Origin of the sequence: Undibacterium sp. Xuan67W, from assembly GCF_049340165.1 — a bacterium.
In the GTDB taxonomy this organism is placed as follows: Bacteria; Pseudomonadota; Gammaproteobacteria; order Burkholderiales; family Burkholderiaceae_D; genus Undibacterium.
This window is the reverse complement of the sequence record NZ_JBMPPN010000019.1, coordinates 73,229-89,207: the sequence shown is the minus strand read 5'-3', so window position 1 is coordinate 89,207 and position 15,979 is coordinate 73,229. Positions and strand designations below refer to the sequence as shown.

Here is a 15,979-nt window from a genome sequence, read left to right as displayed (position 1 = left end):
TGATTACATCGAAGTGTTCTACAATCGCAAACGGCGACATAGTCATTTGAATCAGATGAGTCCCCTAGCTTTCGAGCAACAACAATTTGGAAGTTAAGAGTTGTCTACGAAATTAGGGGAAGTCCAGAGTGAAGTCCTTGCAAGGTCGAGAGTTCGCAGTTTGTGCTGCCCCGATAATCAATTCTTTCGAGATATTGCTCGACCATTAAGTCATTTAGCATGTGATTTCCCGAGAAAAATATCGATTACTGCGTGATGCTGATAAATTTCTATATCCTCGATGCATGGGCAATAAAGCATCTCCCGATAATCGATACCTAGGTATCGATAAGTTAGTTGGAACATTTGCTCAAAGCAAGGAGGTGGCACAAGATCGCAACCAGTAGCAATGACAGAGCCACTCTTATCCCGCAGCTTACGACCCAGACTCTTCTCAATGGTGATTAAATCAGACAGTCGGTCTAAAAACACTTTCATCACGCTACTAGGCGCATACCAATATATAGGCGAAGCCAAGACAATGTGTTCAAACTCTAGGACTTCGTTCATTAAGAGTAAAAAATCGTCATCTCTGTTTTTATGCTCATAGTCATAAGGACTTATTTCATAGTCCGATAAATTGAACAGAGTAGCCGCTGTGTCGTTGGCAACGTAGCTTGCTAATAGATGGGTATTTCCCTGATTGCGGGCGCTACCGAGAATAATGACTGTACGCATATCGGGTTTCCTAATTGAAATTGAAAATCAATGAGAATTAGTGTAAAACCTCAACTTAACTTTAGGTCAAGAGGATTTTATGTCTAAGATTAATCCTAGCGATGTTGGTCACTCACTCGCAGTCGGCGAAGTGGCGGCACGTAGTGGCGTGGCAATTTCTGCTATCCATTTCTATGAATCTAAAGGCTTGATTAAAAGCCAGCGCAGCGCAGGCAATCAGCGTCGATATTCCCGCGACGTGTTGCGCCGTGTTGCAGTGATAAAGGTCGCACAACGAATTGGGATTTCATTAGCGTCGATCAATGCTGCTTTGACGGCTTTACCAGAAGGACGTACGCCCACGGCGGCTGATTGGACCAAACTATCAGCACGGTGGAAAGCTGAACTAGACGAAAGAATTGCCAGCCTTACCCAATTGCGTGAGCAATTAAGTGACTGCATAGGCTGCGGTTGCCTATCACTGGTAGCCTGTAAGCTCCGCAATCCGTTAGATGAGTTGTCTGAATTAGGTTGTGGACCAAGATTGCTACTTTCCGAGCACAAAGCGTAACCAGATACCAATTAGACGTGTTCTAAATTGAGAGCGTGTGGTGCACGTACTTCACAGAAGTTTCAAGCAAAACTGTATTGTGTTTTAGCACCAGACTGTATCTGTTATCAATCCCTACCTTCATGTCACAATAACCAATCTGATTTTCATTTGGCTTGGCACGATGATGCTCTCTACCGAACAAATACAACAGTTTCACCATGATGGCTACCTGGTTTTACCAGAGCAGGTCGCTGCTGCTACGTGCGAAGCGGTCATCGCTTTTGCGCAACAGCAATTAGACGATGATGTCGCGCCGATTGAATACGAAGCTGATACACGTTATCCGGGCGCACCTGTCTCACGTGATGCCGAGGGAGGACTGACGGCACGGCGCTTATTGCAGGCCGTTTCCCGTAGCAAGGTTCTGGCGAGTTGGGTGACGGGCGACGCACTGGTGCCGGTTTTGCGTCAGTTGTTAGGTGATGGATTAAGACTGGTGCAGGCGCATCACAATTGCATCATGACCAAGCAACCGCGATTTTCCAGCTTGACGGGTTGGCACCGGGACAGTCGTTACTGGCATTTTCAGCGTGCTGAACTGGTGTCGGTCTGGCTAGCGTTGCGCAACGAAACAATTGAAAACGGATGTCTGTTAGTGATCCCCGGTTCGCATCGTCTTTCTATCGATGCAGATCAGCTAGATGCCGCACAATTTTTACGTGCGGATTTTCCTGCCAATCAAGATTTGCTCACGCAGGCGCGTCCGGTGACATTGGTGCAGGGCGATGTGTTGCTCTTTCATAGCAATCTGTTTCATGCCGCGGGGTGTAACCAGACGCAGCAAACTAAATTTTCTTTCGTGACGACTTATCGAGCGGCGGACAATCCGCCCGTTGCAGGCTCTCGTTCTGCTAGCGTTGATGAAATTATCTTGTGAGCGGGGCGGGAGACCCGCACGCTTGAAAAGTAATCATCCGGGTAGGTGACTTCTGATTTTAATGACGGATAGCTTTGTGATTTCTGGTGCGTTGCCAGAAGGAATTTAGCAGCGTTGCCTGATGCACGACAGACGATCGTTTCAAAAAATGAATCCTCAATCTCTATGCGCCTTCCAGCACGAAAACACGCCAGAAGGCGCATTTTTATTGGACATTGCTACGCTATAATCAGATTTTATGTCCTCATCAGAGAGTTAAAATGACTCCTTTATTCAAGAAGCTGAATTGGAAAAATCAGGCCGAAATCGTTATTCTGAACGCGCCTGCCAGTTTTGAATCAGAGCTGACCGCATTGACAGCGGCTGAGAACGTCACAGACCTGAAGATACTGCGCAGCGTCAAGGAAGCAAGCGGCATTCACTTTGCACTAGCATTCGTGATCACTCAAAAAGAACTAGATGAACTGTCCGCCGCAATCGCTGCCAAAGCCCAAGGCGACGCGATTATCTGGTTCGTCTATCCCAAAAAATCATCGAAACGCTATCAGTGCGAATTTCATCGCGACACCGGTTGGGATATTATCCGCACGCTGGGCTATGACAGCGTCCGTATGGTTGCGATTGATGACGATTGGTCAGCGCTGCGTTTTCGAAAAATCGAATTCATCAAGGCATGATGCCCGGTACGTTATCGCAATTGCTGGTAGCGGTATCTCATTGCAGCAGCCCATCGTAGCAGCTACAAGCAGAACTTATACATAAAGGTTAATGAATGATCGCCACTTTTCCGTATCAGGTCAGGCACGAAATCCCCTCCGTCGATACTTACCGGCATTTACGTGTGTCTGCTGGTCTTAGCCCTAAAACGAGTGAAGCAGCGGCGCGCGGTTTGCCTGCGAGTTTGTTCGCGGTACAGATTCTGCATGAGGGAGTGCCTGTGGGTATGGGGCGCGTAGTGGGTGATGGCGGCTGTTTTTATCAAGTGGTCGATATTGCGGTCTTGCCCGCTCATCAAGGCAAAGGCCTGGGCAAACTAATCATGCAAGAAATCCGTCATTACATTGACACGACTGCGCTACCGAGCGCGTATGTGAGCCTGATCGCCGATGGAAAAGCACAAGACTTATACGCGCAATTCGGCTTTGTGCATACGGCACCGGCATCGGTAGGTATGGCATTGAAAAAGCCTAGTTAAAATGGAACACGTAGCGGGGTAGCGGATAACGAACATAGAAAAACAACGAAAATTTCTATGTTTTTGTAGATAGTCTGATTACGATCAGTTACGGAAAAACAGAGAGGAAATTTGGAATGCAAAGTGCAAGAAAAATTAAAATCATCGAAATTGGACTGATCGTTGGAATTATCCCATTTGGTTTAGTTCTTATTCTATTGATTGCTCAGTTTATTCTCAACAAGCTGCTCGGGCACGCCGGTATTGGCGATAGCTTGTTGATGGTTATGGCGATGACGGCATGTTATTTTCTTTCATTCGTCATACTAATACCGGCCCTTTGCTGGTTACTTAAGTTGACGATAAAAGACAAATTTTTACGGTCGCGTAACGTGTCCATTCTTAGCGGTATTTCTGTATTCGTTCTGATATCCCCTGTTTTATTTGTACTTTCTATTTACTTGTATCATTGGAAGACTTTTATTTAAGCCCTATTCTGTTACGCAAGATTTACCATTTTCGACGCTAACTCGAAAACACTAACCTAAAGTGAGTTTCATTTGTCGTCGGTTCAGTAAAAATGCGGCTTCTGGCGTGAAAACATGCCAGAAGCCGCATCAACAGTGCGGTATTGGTTTCAGCATTCATCCAGTTAATGAATAAACTGATTCGATTCGCTTTAAATTTTTGTATTAAATTTGTTCCAGTCTGATCAATTCTTCTACCGTCTGGCGGCGGCGGATTTGTTTGATTTGTTCACCATCGACCAGTATCTCCGGGATCAGCGGTCGCGAATTGTAGTTCGATGACATGCTGGCACCGTAAGCGCCGGTATCATGAAATACGAACAGGTCGCCAATCTCACAAGCCGGTAAATCTTGGGTCGTGACTACGCCACCATCTTCTTGTGTAAACACATCGCCGGATTCGCACAGCGGCCCTGCCACGACGGTCGGGCGTAACGCACCGGTACGCGACGTGCCGTTTGCGGCATAGGTAGTGATGCGGTGATAACTGCCGTACATTGCCGGACGCGCCAGATCATTAAAGCCTGCATCAACCAGCGCGAAGAAATTATTGCCGACTTGTTTTTGTGCGCGCAATTCGGAAATTAACAGACCTGATTGAGCGACCAGGAAACGGCCTGGCTCGATCTCCATACTAATTTTGTGACCCAGATGCGCTTCGATCTCTTTACGCGCTTTGTCCCAAATCTGGAAATAATGATCGGTATCTACCACGGCCTCGCCATCGCGGTAAGGGATCGACAAACCACCACCGATCGAAATTGCAGACAAATCGTGGCCACAGGTTTTGACCTGCTCTATCATCGCGTCGCAGACACTTTGCAAATGGTCGTAATCAACTCCCGAGCCGATATGCATATGCAAGCCGACCAGCGTTAATTGATATTGCTCGATGATGGCCAGACTTTCACCCAGATGTTCAAACCAGATGCCGTGCTTACTTTGCTCGCCGCCGGTATTCGTTTTGCGACTATGTCCGTGACCAAAACCGGGATTGATGCGCAGCCAGACCGGATGTCCGGGATGCGCTTTGCCAAGTTGCTCCAACATTTGTGGCGAACCGCAATTGACCGGTATGTTCAGCTCGGTTACGCGTTTCAGCGCGTTTCGGTCAAGCAGATCGGCAGTAAAGACAATCGGCGCGTGTTCGCTACCACCTGCCTGTGCATTCGGCGCATAGCCAGCTGCCAGTGCGCGCTCCACTTCGCCGAGCGAGACTGAATCCACCATGACGCCTTCTTCACGCATGAGTTTGAGCAAGTGGATGTTGCTCGATGCTTTTTGCGCAAAACGGATCACATCGAATTGGCGCAGACGTGCGATTTGCTGACGGATGACAGTGGCATCGTAGGCCCAGCACGGAGTCTGGAACTGCTCGGCGATGTGGGCGATTTGCTGGTGAGTGATCATGATTTCTCTGCTAGGCATAAGTTGGACTTATAGGACTGACACAAAATTGTCTCTGCTATGTTGCAGCGATCCGTACTAAATGTACGGTATTCGTCGCGACGTTTTGCCGGGAAAATTTTCCGTAAGTCCTGATAAGCTAAAAAAAGTACATATAATGTAACAAGCAATCCTGGTGACATAAATAGCTTTCCATAAGCAAAAACGGGATTGACCAAAGGATTGCCTTGAATTTTTTACTGAATGCTTATGAATCCAAAAATCGACAATTTCGACCGTAAAATCCTGCAACTCTTGCAACAGGATGCACGTATGTCGCATGCGGAGATTGGTCGTCAGGTACATCTGAGCCAGCCTGCGGTGTCCGAGCGCATCAAGCGGCTTGAAAGCACGCAGGTGATCCGGTCATACCGCGCCGAGATTAATCCAAAGGCCCTGGGCTATCAGATCACCGCGATGATACGCCTGTCCACCCAGCAGGGCCGTCCTTACGCGCAATACGTGGCCGACTGCCCGGAGATTATCGACTGTTATACGGTGACGGGCGAAGACGGCGCAGTGATGCGGGTGCTGGCGACAGATGTCGAACATCTGCAAGCGATCATCAATGAGCTCAATGCCTTTGGTTCAACCTCGACGGCGATCGTGCTCACCACGCATGTGTCAGGGAAAACGATTTCTGCACCCGCCGAACGAACTGAATGACAGAACCCTAAGCTAACTCAATCCCAGGCAAGCCCCAAGTATTTTTAAAGCAGATTTAAACCTGATATTTTCGTGGAAAAATCAGCACACCGATTAAGGTCAATAACGCGAATCCGGCACCAGCATAAAAGGTAAACCCCGCACCTAGCTGATCCCAGAGTAAGCCCGCTACCAGACTAGCCAGCAACAGGCCAACGCCACTGATCAGATTAAAAAAACCAAACGCCGTACCACGTAAATCAGCCGGTGCCGTGGCCGCGACCATGCTCGCCAGCAGACCCTGCGTCATCCCCATATGAATTCCCCACAAGGCAACGCCAGCGAACAGGCCGGTCCAGCTGCTATTGCTTGCCAGGATCAGGTCAGATGCGATCAGCACCACCAAGCCTGATGCCAATAACGTGCCGTGCGAGATTCGATCTGAGAGTTTGCCGAACGGATAAGCGGATGCTGCGTACACCAGATTCATTATGACCATGATCAGCGGTACCCATGCTACGGGTATTGCGAGTTGTTGCGCGCGCAGGATCAAAAAAGTTTCGCTAAAACGCGCCAGCGTGAATACGCCACCGACCACCACGACCCACCAATAACTAGCGCCCAGACGTTGCAGATTCTGACGGCTAATCGGATTGATGGCCGTTTTAGCGGCGCTTGTTTTAGGCTCATGCACGCCGAAAATTAGTAAGCCGGTTGCCAGCAATCCAGGGATGACCGCCAACCAGAATACCCGACGGTAATCATTTGCCCACAACAGCATCAGGACAGTCGCCAGTAGCGGTCCGGCGACCGCACCGATGGTGTCTAAGGTCTGACGCAAACCGAATGCCGCACCGCGGATATCGGCAGGCGTAATGTCGGCGATCAACGCATCACGTGGCGCACCACGTATGCCTTTGCCTATCCTGTCCATCAGCCGCGCAGTCAGCAACAAACCCATGCCTTGCGATAATGCGAATAAGGGTTTGGTCAATGCACTCAGACCATAACCAAAGACAGCCAGACCTTTACGTTTACCCAGGCGATCACTCCATACGCCGGAAAACACTTTCACGAATAAGGTCGTCGACTCGGCCAGCCCATCAATTAATCCAACCACCAAGACACTGATGCCCAGCGTACCCACCATAAACATCGGCAGCAGGCTGTGAATCATTTCGGAAGAAATATCCATCAGCATGCTGACGAAACCCAGTACCCAGATCGCGCGTGGAATTAAGGTGGTTGATTGGCTCATCAATTTAATCTCGGTTGTGGACGTCTCAGGGAAGGAGGTATGGTGATGAGGAGATTGTTTATCGATAACGCTACACCTTGTTAAGTAACTTAATGTGGAATAGTTTTGTACGAAAAAAAACACATCGTTTGGGGTGCGTCAGTGCTAAATCAATTCTTGTTTCGTGCCAACGATATTACCGCATCCTCTGTATAATCAAGGGCTTGAATCAAATTATCTGATTGAGCCTCTATGTTAGCGCCGTCTTCCCCTCGTAAATTCAAGATTTTTTCTGTCTTTGCCGCTGTGGCACTGGTGACGCTCGCTGTTCTGTTTTACCAATCCTTGTCGAACAAGGCTCCGGTACCGGATGTGACCTTCGTCAACCTGAAAGGCGAAAAAATCAGCACGCAGAGCCTGCGCGGTAAGGTCGTGATGGTGAATTTCTGGGCGACGTCCTGCACGACTTGTGTCGCTGAGATGCCCCGTATGATTGAGACATACAATAAATATCATCAGCAAGGTCTGGAATATGTCGCCGTCGCGATGAGCTATGACCCGCCAAATTACGTACTGAACTATACCGAGACGCGTCAGTTGCCATTTCAGGTGGCACTCGATGTCGAGGGTAAACTAGCGAAAGCATTTGGTGACGTTAAGCTGACTCCGACGACCTATGTCATCGACAAGCAAGGCAATATTTTAAAACGCTATGTCGGCGAACCCTCATTTGCAGAACTCCACGCTTTACTCGAAAAAGCGCTGGCGACCTGAATTCAACGCATTCTCTGGGCATGTTGGATCGTACCGGAGAAGAGCAATTTGTGAGACTTACTTAATTTTTTGTAAGCGCTCTACTTTCTGATTTTTCATTCTTCTAGTTGTGACAATCTATGTTCTAAGAGATTGGTTTTCTCTTATCACTAGGCTTGATGCATCTGCCCATCTGGTTTGTACTACGTCAACTGTTTAAGTGTGAGGGGGTGATTGTTTTGTCCCTTTGAATAAGCATCAGAAAATACCCCGAAACTCAGTAACGACGCGGCTAATGCGGTTATTGCGTGCCAAAAATAGCGCTTCAGTAAAATGGTAAAAAATAGCAAGAAATAGTTCTTTTTTGCGCTTTTATTGGCACCGGAATGATCGGAGTTTGCAGGCTCTTGATCTGATTGTGCGTAAGTCGAGTCGTTTGCAGCTGGCGCAAAAATGTTTAATGCGCTTTGTGATTGGCAGGTGTGGCATACCATGCTCGGCGCTGTCGCTTGCAATTCGCTTAGTATTAACTCCCTAAGTACATGTTCATCAAAATCTTCCCCCACGAGCAGCAAACGCCATCATATTCAAGGGAATGATTGTAATTTAGTTGATGTTAAAAAAGATTGCCGTACATCAACATCATTAAAAAATAATCAGGCAACTAGTTTTAAGAGTTGTTCGACCTCTTCTTTACTATCGTTACTCTTCAAGTAGTTATAGAGAACAATGATCACTTCGCTCTTTCTCTCTGGGCTTAGCTGCTTATTCTGCTCTAACAGAAAAGCATCCAGGAAGCGTATCGCTTGAGATAGCCTTACTGGATCAATCTTGCTTCCAAACGTTTCAGTAGCTTTTGCCGTGATTCTATCCGCATCGCTTATCTTCGGTGCCTGCTCTGGCAGCTTGTATCCAGGCAGGTAATACGCCGGTATTTCATACATCTTGCGCACACCGCCCAAGCCTACCTTAGTCTCGTAATGCCACACTTCAGACTTAGCTCGCGCATGAATATTTGCAATCGTCTTTGGCAACCCAGGGAGATTCATCGCAGCAATTTCAGAGGCAGAGAAAGACTTTTGTTTTTCAATAGACTTAGACATGGTTAAGTCTATTGAAAAATAGAAATGCAATAGAGTTTTTTGTATACATAAATACCTTTATTAATCAAAGACTTGAATAAATTTACATTGGCACAGTTAAAAAAATAACTGTATCGATGAAAAAGTCTATTGACAATAGACTTCGATATACTTAAGATGCATCCACTAACCCAAACAAAAGAGGGAAACAATGGACGCATTAAACAATTCAAAAAAAACCGCCCAAGCCGATTGGCACCGTGCGGATATCGTTGCAGCCCTACATAAAAAGGGTTGGTCTCTGCGCCAACTCTCAGTTCAAAACGGTTTTGCGGAACGCACATTGAACGGTGCGCTAGAACGCCCTTACCTAAAAGCCGAAAAAATTATTGCCCAAGCTATTGGTCTCAATCCCGAATCTATTTGGCCAGAGCGTTATGCAAAACGGAATTTTACGCCAGTTTTAACGCTTAACACTTCCCCATCGTCACAGTCTTTGCAACGTGTTGCTGCTTGAACTGAATCTTAGTTCGCAGTTGAGTTTAAAGCCACCCTCACGTTTCTCGGAGTTGTAAAAATGTTGTTGCGAAAAAGACGATGGAAGTCAGTACGTGCCAGCAGCCTGAGCGAGGCGACTGAGTTATGCCTTGAATATGCGACGGAACATGGCCGTCCTGCCAAGGTGTTGGCCGATTTAATGGGTGTGGAAATCAAGACCTTGTATCGCTGGCAGGCAGAAACCTCTATGCCGTTGAATCGCGTTCGTCAATATGAAACCTTCTGTGGTGCATGTTTTATTAGCGAGTATCTGTGCATCGCTCAGGGCGACAAAGTTGTTGTCGCCATCCCTGCGGGTAAAAAGTCTGATGTCACTGACTTAGCAGACCTTCAAGCCAATTTTTCTGAAGCGATCACCTTGTTAGCGCGCTTTTATCGTAGTGGTGAGGCATTGGAAAACACAGTGGTAGCACTGAGCAAGACACTATCTCAGCTGGCTTACCAAAGAAGTAATGTCATCAAGGTTGCTGAGCCTGAATTAGGTCTATTCGGAGCTGAGCAATGAATCCGGTAGCGTTAAAAACCCACTACAGCGCGGCGGAAATGGCGGGGATGCGGCTGCCTGGCCTACCTGGAACTGTGGCTAACGTAATTTTGCTGGCAACAAGAGAAGTTTGGCCTTTTGTGGAATTGACTGGCAAAGGCGGAAAACGTCGCGAATACGCCCCACCAGCTGAAGTCATCGCCGCCATACGCCATCAAGCAGCGCAAGAACTCGCTGCACTGGCACCAGTAGTACCAGCAACAACAGTAGCCGCCGTCAAGAACAGAGGCCAGTACACTCGCGAGCAAAATCTCACAGGGGATGCGCGCAAAGGCGTACTGGATGCGTTAAACGCCATCATGCAACGCACGGGCTACCCGTTAAAAAAGGCGGCGCGCAGTTTACTTACAATGGCACGGGAAGGCCAGGCATCGCCACAACTAGTAGCGTCCTTAAAGCTGGCAAGAGATGGACGCGGCATGCCTAGCCCAGACGGATTACCGTCCGAACGCAGCCTTATCCGCTTCGTTGAATACCAGAAGACTGGCCAGATCGTCCCTAAAAAACGGGCAGCGGATATGTCGATCCCGCCCTGGGCAAAAGCTTTCATGAGTTTTTACCAAAGGCCGGAAAAGCTGACGGTAGAACACGCCTACCAACTCTATACAGAGGCAACGCCAGGAGAGCACCCCAGCATTCACCAGGTGCGCCGGTTCTTGAAAAAGGTTGGCAATGTCAGTTTGCAGGCTGGCCGCATGGGAGACAGGGAATTAAAAACCCTGAAACCCTTTGTGCGCCGTGGCTTTGATAGCTTGCTGCCCGCTGATATCTACAGTGCCGATGGACACACCTTCGACAGCGAAGTGCAGCACCCCTTACATGGCCGTCCATTTAGACCAGAGATCACCACGATGATCGATATCGCTACCCGTAAGGCTATCGGGTGGTCGGTAGGTCTGGCTGAAAGTGCGCTGGCTGTGCTTGATGCCCTGCGTAATGCCGTGCAAAACGGCGGCATCCCCGCCATTTTGTATGTGGATAACGGGTCAGGCTATAAAAATCAAATGATGCTGGCGGAAGCCACGGGCTTTATGGATCGCCTTGGCATCGACATGAAAAACAGCTTGCCCTACAACTCGCAAGCCAGGGGTGGGATAGAACGTTCGCATAAAACCATCTGGGTGAAGGCAGCGAAGGAAGTGACGGGCTATATCGGCCACGACATGGATAGGGAAGCGAAACATAACGTCTTCAAGTTATCACGCAAGGCGTTAAAAAAACCAGCATCAGGCGAAGTGGCCACAATGCCGCTGATGGGCTGGCCTGACTTCGTCCCATTCTGCCAAAAGAAGATAGACGACTACAACAAACGCCCGCATCGCTCACTGCCAAAGATGACCGACCCAGTAACTGGCCGCCGCCGTCATCAATCCCCCAATGAGACTTGGGCGCTGGCCGAAGCCGCAGGCTTTGCCCCGCACATGATCAGCCAGGAAGAAAGCATCAGCCTGTTCCGCCCTCAGGTGCTGCGCACGATACGCCGTGGTGAGGTGGAACTGTTCGGGCAACGCTACTTTAACGCGGCGCTGGAAGAGTTTAACGGTGAGCTGCTACCGATTAGCTATGACATCCATGACCCGCAATTGGTCTGGGTCTATGCCACAGATGGTCGCTTGATCTGTGATGCCGAGCTTGATGCCAACAAAGTGGACTACATGCCCAAGTCTGCACTGGATAAAGGCCGCGACAAGCGCGCCGCTGGTCGAGAAAAACGCCTGGTCAACAAACTGGAAGAGGTACGCGCCGAGCGTGAAGGCACGCTGGCACTGGAAGTAAGCCAAGGGGTAGTCATTCCAAGCAACATCAATGAGATACGGGCGCGCTGGGCGATGGAAGCGGACGAAGCTGTTTTGATACAGAGCGTTAAACCTGTCGTTGAAACGGTGCAAGCGGCAGAGGTTGAAGTAGTAGCAGAAGTGGCAGTAAGCAATGTAACGGTAATGCCAGAGTCGCCCCAGGAGCGCTTTAAAAAGTGGGTGGCATTGGATGAGTATGTAAGCCAAGGCGGTGTGATGGATGACCCGAAGCTGACCAAGTGGTACGGCAGCTATCAGCAATCAAATGAGTTTAGAACGTTTGAGAAGCGCCGGATAGCAATGCAAGAAGAGTCTCTAAACGAACACAGCACGGTGGCCACCGTGCTGTGTATGAAGCAAAACTAATTGAACCAAAAATAATGCAATTTCAAAAAGGATTATGACGATGTCAAACATAAATAGCAAGCCAGCAATCGCGAGACCAAAAGGCGGCGTAGCAGCAATCGCCACCTTTGATTTGGTCGCCGCAACCCTGGAACAACTGACAAACCGCCGCGTTGGCATGGATGGAATCGGCGTTCTATACGGCCCTTCAGGCTGGGGCAAAACCTTCAGCAGCAACACGCTGGCGCTAGAAACCCGCGCTTACTTTGTACAGATGAAGGCGGTATGGACAAAAAAAACATTCCTCCAGAAGATCTTGGACGAAATGAAGTTTGACTATGACGACCACGCCTCTATCCCTGAGCTGTTCGACATGGTCACAAGCCAACTGGGCGCATCCCGTCGTGTCTTGATTCTGGATGAGTTTAACAGGGCTATCGAAAAGCCAATCTTGGCACAGATCACCCGCGAAATATTTGATAGCACCCAGACCCCGTTACTGTTGGTGGGTGAAGAACAGCTACCCAACGTCATGGCCAGATCACAGTTCAAGCAGTTGTATCGGCGGGTATCGGCTTGGGCAGAAGCACAGGACGTGACAGTGGCAGACGCCGCCAAGCTGGCACCGATCTACTGCCCAGGCGTTGGCTTTGAAAATGCAGCACTAGCCGCGCTGGTTACCTTCTCTAAAGGCTCGGTCAGCAGCGTAGTCAAGTGCTTTAACCAATTGCAAGAACATTGTTTAACGCACGGTATCGACAACATGGACTTTGCCAGTCTGCAAAAAATTGCCTTGCCTTCTTCCAGTCACCCGAAAAGGAAAATTTGAGATGGCGAAGAAATCAATCACTCGCGAAATGACAGGGACAAAAAGCCCGCGTCAACGTATTTGGGAAGCCATCCGTACACAAATCAGCTTCACTTTTCAGGACTTGGAGCACCTTGCAAAGCAAGAGCCGGATTGCGTTAAAGACTATGTTAAAGCCCTCTCGAAAGCGGGTTTTATCACAGTCTCTGGCGCGCAAAAAGTGAATACCTTGTGTGCTCGTAACGTCTATGTGTTGGCACGTGATAACGGCATCGAAGCCCCTCGGTTCAATGTCAAGGGTGTACTGATGTCCGAGGGTACTGCCAACGAAAGGATGTGGGGAACAATGCGGCGTTTATTCACGGCTCAAGAGTTTAACTATCGCCAGCTAGCCGCGTTCTCGTCTACACCGAACAGCCAAGTGTCGGAGGCAACAGCCAGGCGCTATATGTGGTTTTTGCAGGCGGCGAAATACCTGGAATGCACTGCGCGTCAAAAGCGTGGCCAGCCTGCGCGCTTCCGACTGCTGGCCACGATGGACACCGGTAGCCGCCCGCCAGCGATACAAAGGGCAACAAGTGTGATTGATCAAAATACAAATTGTGTGATGTGGGAAGAAAAAAAAGGAGACGAAGATGATCTGGTGTAACTACATGGATGCCGATTGGTTCAAAGCGCTGGAGCGTGAAGTCGCTGCCACCAACAAGACGCAAGTGGCGGTAAAGATGGGCGTTGATCGCGCCACGGTGTCAGCCGTCATCAATGGCCTTGCGGCCTATGGCAAGGGTACTGCCAAGACGACCAATTTTGAACGCGAGTTTCGCCGTGCTTATGAGCAGCTTGATTGCCCCTATAACGGCAAACAGGTCGGTGGGGAATATTGCCGCGAGCGTGCCTTATGTGCTGCCCCTACGCATAACCCGCTGCAAATGCAGCACTGGCAGGCGTGCCAGCAATGCCAATACAAGCCACGCCCAATAGTGGCAACGCCTGTAGCTGCTGCGCCAGTTGTCGCACTTAAGCCCATGCCATATACCACCACACTAAGTGGCGTAGGCAAGGCCAAAAGCTTCAGCGATGCAAATGACGAAGGTTACTACTGCATCGGCGGCATTCAAGACAACCCTTATCCAGTTGAAGATCCGCGCAGTGATTATTGGGAAAACGGATTTAACGCCCGACGCGTATCGGATATGAAAACCCAGGAGCGCATTAAAAAGATGGGCAACGGGGACGTGCAACAGGCTGGAATTATCGACACCGTGACCTTGCCGCTACCAGAAGTTGGCGCGCCTCAAATTGCATCGACTGAAGAGGTGACCGCATGAAAATCGCTCAACTAGGCGAAGCCGCCAACAATCACATCTTGATTGGCGAGGTCATTGCCAGCGTTAAACGTCTGGTCAAAGCGTGGCAGATCTGGCGTATTGATTGCCAGTATCGCGCCCTGGGCGACTACATCGAAGAGTTAAAGATTAACCAAGTTGAAACCGAGCGCAACCGCATTGCTTTGTTAATGCGCCGTGCGGATGTACGTGCCGACATGCTTGATTTGGGAGGGCAATGACATGAGCAATCCAATGCAAAAAATGGAATCCATGCTCAGCGCTGGCCAACAGCCCAGCTACGCCGATCTTGAAGAAGTGCTGGCGCAGTGTTTAACGGAGCGAAATGCTTTTGAAAGTATTGCCATAGATATGGGCAATTGGCTCTCTTCACTGGTCACCGCCCATATAGAAAAAGACGCTGTGGCAATCAAAGACATCTTAGACGCCTTCATAAAAACGAATGTGAAAATCGTGCCGAAAGCCAGTAAGGAGATCCACTAATGCCACAAGCACTGATCTTATTTCTCTCCACCTTCGTGCTGGTGTTTGCCCTGGGCTTTCAAAGCCTCAATGTGAACCAGGGGCGTTACATGGCGGCAGGCATCACCAGCTTTGTGGTGGGTAGCGGCCAGATGCTTTTATACAAGCTGGCTCCTGGTGCGGGCTGGTTAGAGATAAGTGCGTATCTGGTCGGTGGGCCGTTGGGAATAGTTTGTTCGATGTTAGTACATAGGAGATGGATGAAATGAATCACTTTGACCCAATAGTCCCTTGGCCACCGCCAACGCAGCCCAGCAAAGAACCAAGAGAAAGACGTATCCCCATCGGTCCAACAGATGTTTAACGATTTAACTATCAGGAGCACCACATGAATCAAGTAACAGCAGCAATCCCAGAAGGCTATCTCAGAAACGCGCAAGGTCACCTTGTACCTTTAACGCTGATCAAGCCTATCGACCAGACCCGTGATCAGGTTGTGCAAGAGCTGGCACTTGCCGCCAAAACCATGCGCGATCTATTGAGCAAATTTAAAGGCCAGGTGTTTGGCGACGTCGCCGCCTTTGTCACCCTCAGCGCCGAGCAATACGGCGTAGAGCTGGGCGGTAAAAAGGGCAACGTCACGCTGCACAGCTTTGATGGTCAATTCAAGATCCAGCTCGCCATCCAAGAAAACATCGTCTTTGACGAACGCCTGCAGGCCGCTAAAGCCTTGATTGATGAATGCATAGAAGAATGGTCTGTGGGTAGTGATCCCAAAATCAAAGTGCTGGTGCATGACGCCTTCAAGACCGACAAGGAAGGAAACATCAACACCGGCCGCGTGCTTGGCCTGCGCCGCCTAGATATCAAAGACGAAAAATGGACACGCGCCATGACCGCCATTGGTGAATCTTTACAGGTAGTCGGTAGCAAACAATACATGCGCTTTTATGAGCGCGTAGGCGAAGACAAGTACCAGCCTATCAGCCTGGACATGGCCGCGATTTAACGATTAATTGCAGCGCCCAGATGCAGGTGGCGCACATCTTCACCAGCACTACCGTAACAGC

22 protein-coding genes are annotated in these 15,979 nt (G+C 49.2%); 17 read left to right on the top strand and 5 right to left on the bottom strand.

Annotation, left to right across the window (positions count from 1 at the left end; translation table 11 throughout):
- Window positions 1-97 (top strand): IS3 family transposase (locus ACO0LE_RS16020; protein WP_422958693.1); only part of this gene is annotated, 97 nt, incomplete at its 5' end.
- Between the two features lie 113 nt (window positions 98-210).
- Here ACO0LE_RS16020 and ACO0LE_RS16015 read toward each other — a convergent pair.
- Entirely contained in the window at window positions 211-717 is a 507-nt protein-coding gene (locus tag ACO0LE_RS16015) for a flavodoxin family protein (RefSeq protein WP_422961353.1), read from the bottom strand.
- Window positions 718-796: 79 nt separating this feature from the next.
- Between ACO0LE_RS16015 and soxR the strand changes: the two genes are divergently transcribed.
- From soxR to ACO0LE_RS15995, 4 genes are all read left to right on the top strand, one after another.
- Complete coding sequence (gene soxR, locus ACO0LE_RS16010) at window positions 797-1,267, top strand: redox-sensitive transcriptional activator SoxR (RefSeq protein WP_422961352.1); 471 nt, start codon at window positions 797-799, stop codon at window positions 1,265-1,267.
- A 163-nt stretch (window positions 1,268-1,430) separates the two neighbouring features.
- Window positions 1,431-2,186 carry a phytanoyl-CoA dioxygenase family protein gene (locus ACO0LE_RS16005; RefSeq protein ID WP_422961351.1) on the top strand — a complete coding sequence of 252 codons (756 nt, stop codon included), beginning with the start codon at window positions 1,431-1,433 and terminating at the stop codon, window positions 2,184-2,186.
- 260 nt (window positions 2,187-2,446) lie between these two features.
- Window positions 2,447-2,863: a hypothetical protein gene (locus ACO0LE_RS16000; protein ID WP_422961350.1), complete on the top strand. Its 417-nt coding sequence runs from the start codon at window positions 2,447-2,449 to the stop codon at window positions 2,861-2,863.
- Window positions 2,864-2,958: 95 nt separating this feature from the next.
- Window positions 2,959-3,381: a GNAT family N-acetyltransferase gene (locus ACO0LE_RS15995; protein WP_422961349.1), complete on the top strand. Its 423-nt coding sequence runs from the start codon at window positions 2,959-2,961 to the stop codon at window positions 3,379-3,381.
- A gap of 671 nt (window positions 3,382-4,052) precedes the next feature.
- Here ACO0LE_RS15995 and lysA read toward each other — a convergent pair.
- A complete protein-coding gene (lysA, locus tag ACO0LE_RS15990; protein ID WP_422961348.1) occupies window positions 4,053-5,297 on the bottom strand; it encodes a diaminopimelate decarboxylase in 1,245 nt (414 codons plus the stop codon).
- A gap of 246 nt (window positions 5,298-5,543) precedes the next feature.
- Here lysA and ACO0LE_RS15985 point away from each other — a divergent pair, with 246 nt between their 5' ends.
- Window positions 5,544-5,999: an Lrp/AsnC family transcriptional regulator gene (locus ACO0LE_RS15985; protein ID WP_422961347.1), complete on the top strand. Its 456-nt coding sequence runs from the start codon at window positions 5,544-5,546 to the stop codon at window positions 5,997-5,999.
- A 55-nt stretch (window positions 6,000-6,054) separates the two neighbouring features.
- Here ACO0LE_RS15985 and ACO0LE_RS15980 read toward each other — a convergent pair whose 3' ends face one another.
- A complete protein-coding gene (locus ACO0LE_RS15980; RefSeq protein WP_422961346.1) occupies window positions 6,055-7,236 on the bottom strand; it encodes an MFS transporter in 1,182 nt (393 codons plus the stop codon).
- A gap of 231 nt (window positions 7,237-7,467) precedes the next feature.
- Here ACO0LE_RS15980 and ACO0LE_RS15975 point away from each other — a divergent pair, with 231 nt between their 5' ends.
- On the top strand, window positions 7,468-7,989 hold the full coding sequence (locus ACO0LE_RS15975; protein WP_422961345.1) for a TlpA family protein disulfide reductase: 522 nt from the start codon (window positions 7,468-7,470) through the stop codon (window positions 7,987-7,989).
- 182 nt (window positions 7,990-8,171) lie between these two features.
- Here ACO0LE_RS15975 and ACO0LE_RS15970 read toward each other — a convergent pair whose 3' ends face one another.
- Together ACO0LE_RS15970 and ACO0LE_RS15965 are read right to left on the bottom strand one after the other, a co-directional pair.
- Entirely contained in the window at window positions 8,172-8,534 is a 363-nt protein-coding gene (locus ACO0LE_RS15970; protein WP_422961344.1) for a hypothetical protein, read from the bottom strand.
- A 90-nt stretch (window positions 8,535-8,624) separates the two neighbouring features.
- Window positions 8,625-9,071, bottom strand: coding sequence for a DNA-binding protein (locus ACO0LE_RS15965; RefSeq protein WP_422961343.1), 447 nt, complete (start codon window positions 9,069-9,071; stop codon window positions 8,625-8,627).
- A 190-nt stretch (window positions 9,072-9,261) separates the two neighbouring features.
- Between ACO0LE_RS15965 and ACO0LE_RS15960 the strand changes: the two genes are divergently transcribed.
- From ACO0LE_RS15960 to ACO0LE_RS15915, 10 genes are all read left to right on the top strand, one after another.
- Window positions 9,262-9,567: a helix-turn-helix domain-containing protein gene (locus ACO0LE_RS15960; RefSeq protein ID WP_422961342.1), complete on the top strand. Its 306-nt coding sequence runs from the start codon at window positions 9,262-9,264 to the stop codon at window positions 9,565-9,567.
- A 60-nt stretch (window positions 9,568-9,627) separates the two neighbouring features.
- A complete protein-coding gene (locus ACO0LE_RS15955) occupies window positions 9,628-10,113 on the top strand; it encodes a hypothetical protein (protein WP_422961341.1) in 486 nt (161 codons plus the stop codon).
- Entirely contained in the window at window positions 10,110-12,314 is a 2,205-nt protein-coding gene (locus ACO0LE_RS15950) for a Mu transposase C-terminal domain-containing protein (RefSeq protein ID WP_422961340.1), read from the top strand. Before ACO0LE_RS15955 ends, ACO0LE_RS15950 begins: the two co-directional genes overlap by 4 nt.
- A 40-nt stretch (window positions 12,315-12,354) precedes the next feature.
- Window positions 12,355-13,122, top strand: coding sequence for an AAA family ATPase (locus ACO0LE_RS15945; protein ID WP_422961339.1), 768 nt, complete (start codon window positions 12,355-12,357; stop codon window positions 13,120-13,122).
- 1 nt (window position 13,123) lies between these two features.
- The gene (locus tag ACO0LE_RS15940; RefSeq protein WP_422961338.1) at window positions 13,124-13,750 is read left to right on the top strand and encodes a hypothetical protein; all 627 of its coding nucleotides are present in this window, start codon (window positions 13,124-13,126) and stop codon (window positions 13,748-13,750) included.
- Entirely contained in the window at window positions 13,737-14,429 is a 693-nt protein-coding gene (locus tag ACO0LE_RS15935; protein WP_422961337.1) for a hypothetical protein, read from the top strand. The genes ACO0LE_RS15940 and ACO0LE_RS15935 overlap by 14 nt, the downstream gene beginning before the upstream one ends.
- The gene (locus ACO0LE_RS15930; RefSeq protein ID WP_422961336.1) at window positions 14,426-14,668 is read left to right on the top strand and encodes a hypothetical protein; all 243 of its coding nucleotides are present in this window, start codon (window positions 14,426-14,428) and stop codon (window positions 14,666-14,668) included. The genes ACO0LE_RS15935 and ACO0LE_RS15930 overlap by 4 nt, the downstream gene beginning before the upstream one ends.
- Window position 14,669: 1 nt before the next feature.
- Window positions 14,670-14,930 carry a hypothetical protein gene (locus tag ACO0LE_RS15925; protein ID WP_422961335.1) on the top strand — a complete coding sequence of 87 codons (261 nt, stop codon included), beginning with the start codon at window positions 14,670-14,672 and terminating at the stop codon, window positions 14,928-14,930.
- Window positions 14,930-15,178, top strand: a complete 249-nt coding sequence (locus ACO0LE_RS15920; protein ID WP_422961334.1) for a hypothetical protein — start codon at window positions 14,930-14,932, stop codon at window positions 15,176-15,178. The genes ACO0LE_RS15925 and ACO0LE_RS15920 overlap by 1 nt, the downstream gene beginning before the upstream one ends.
- A 119-nt stretch (window positions 15,179-15,297) precedes the next feature.
- Complete coding sequence (locus ACO0LE_RS15915; RefSeq protein ID WP_422961333.1) at window positions 15,298-15,918, top strand: DUF3164 family protein; 621 nt, start codon at window positions 15,298-15,300, stop codon at window positions 15,916-15,918.
- The last annotated feature ends 61 nt before the right edge of the window (window positions 15,919-15,979 follow it).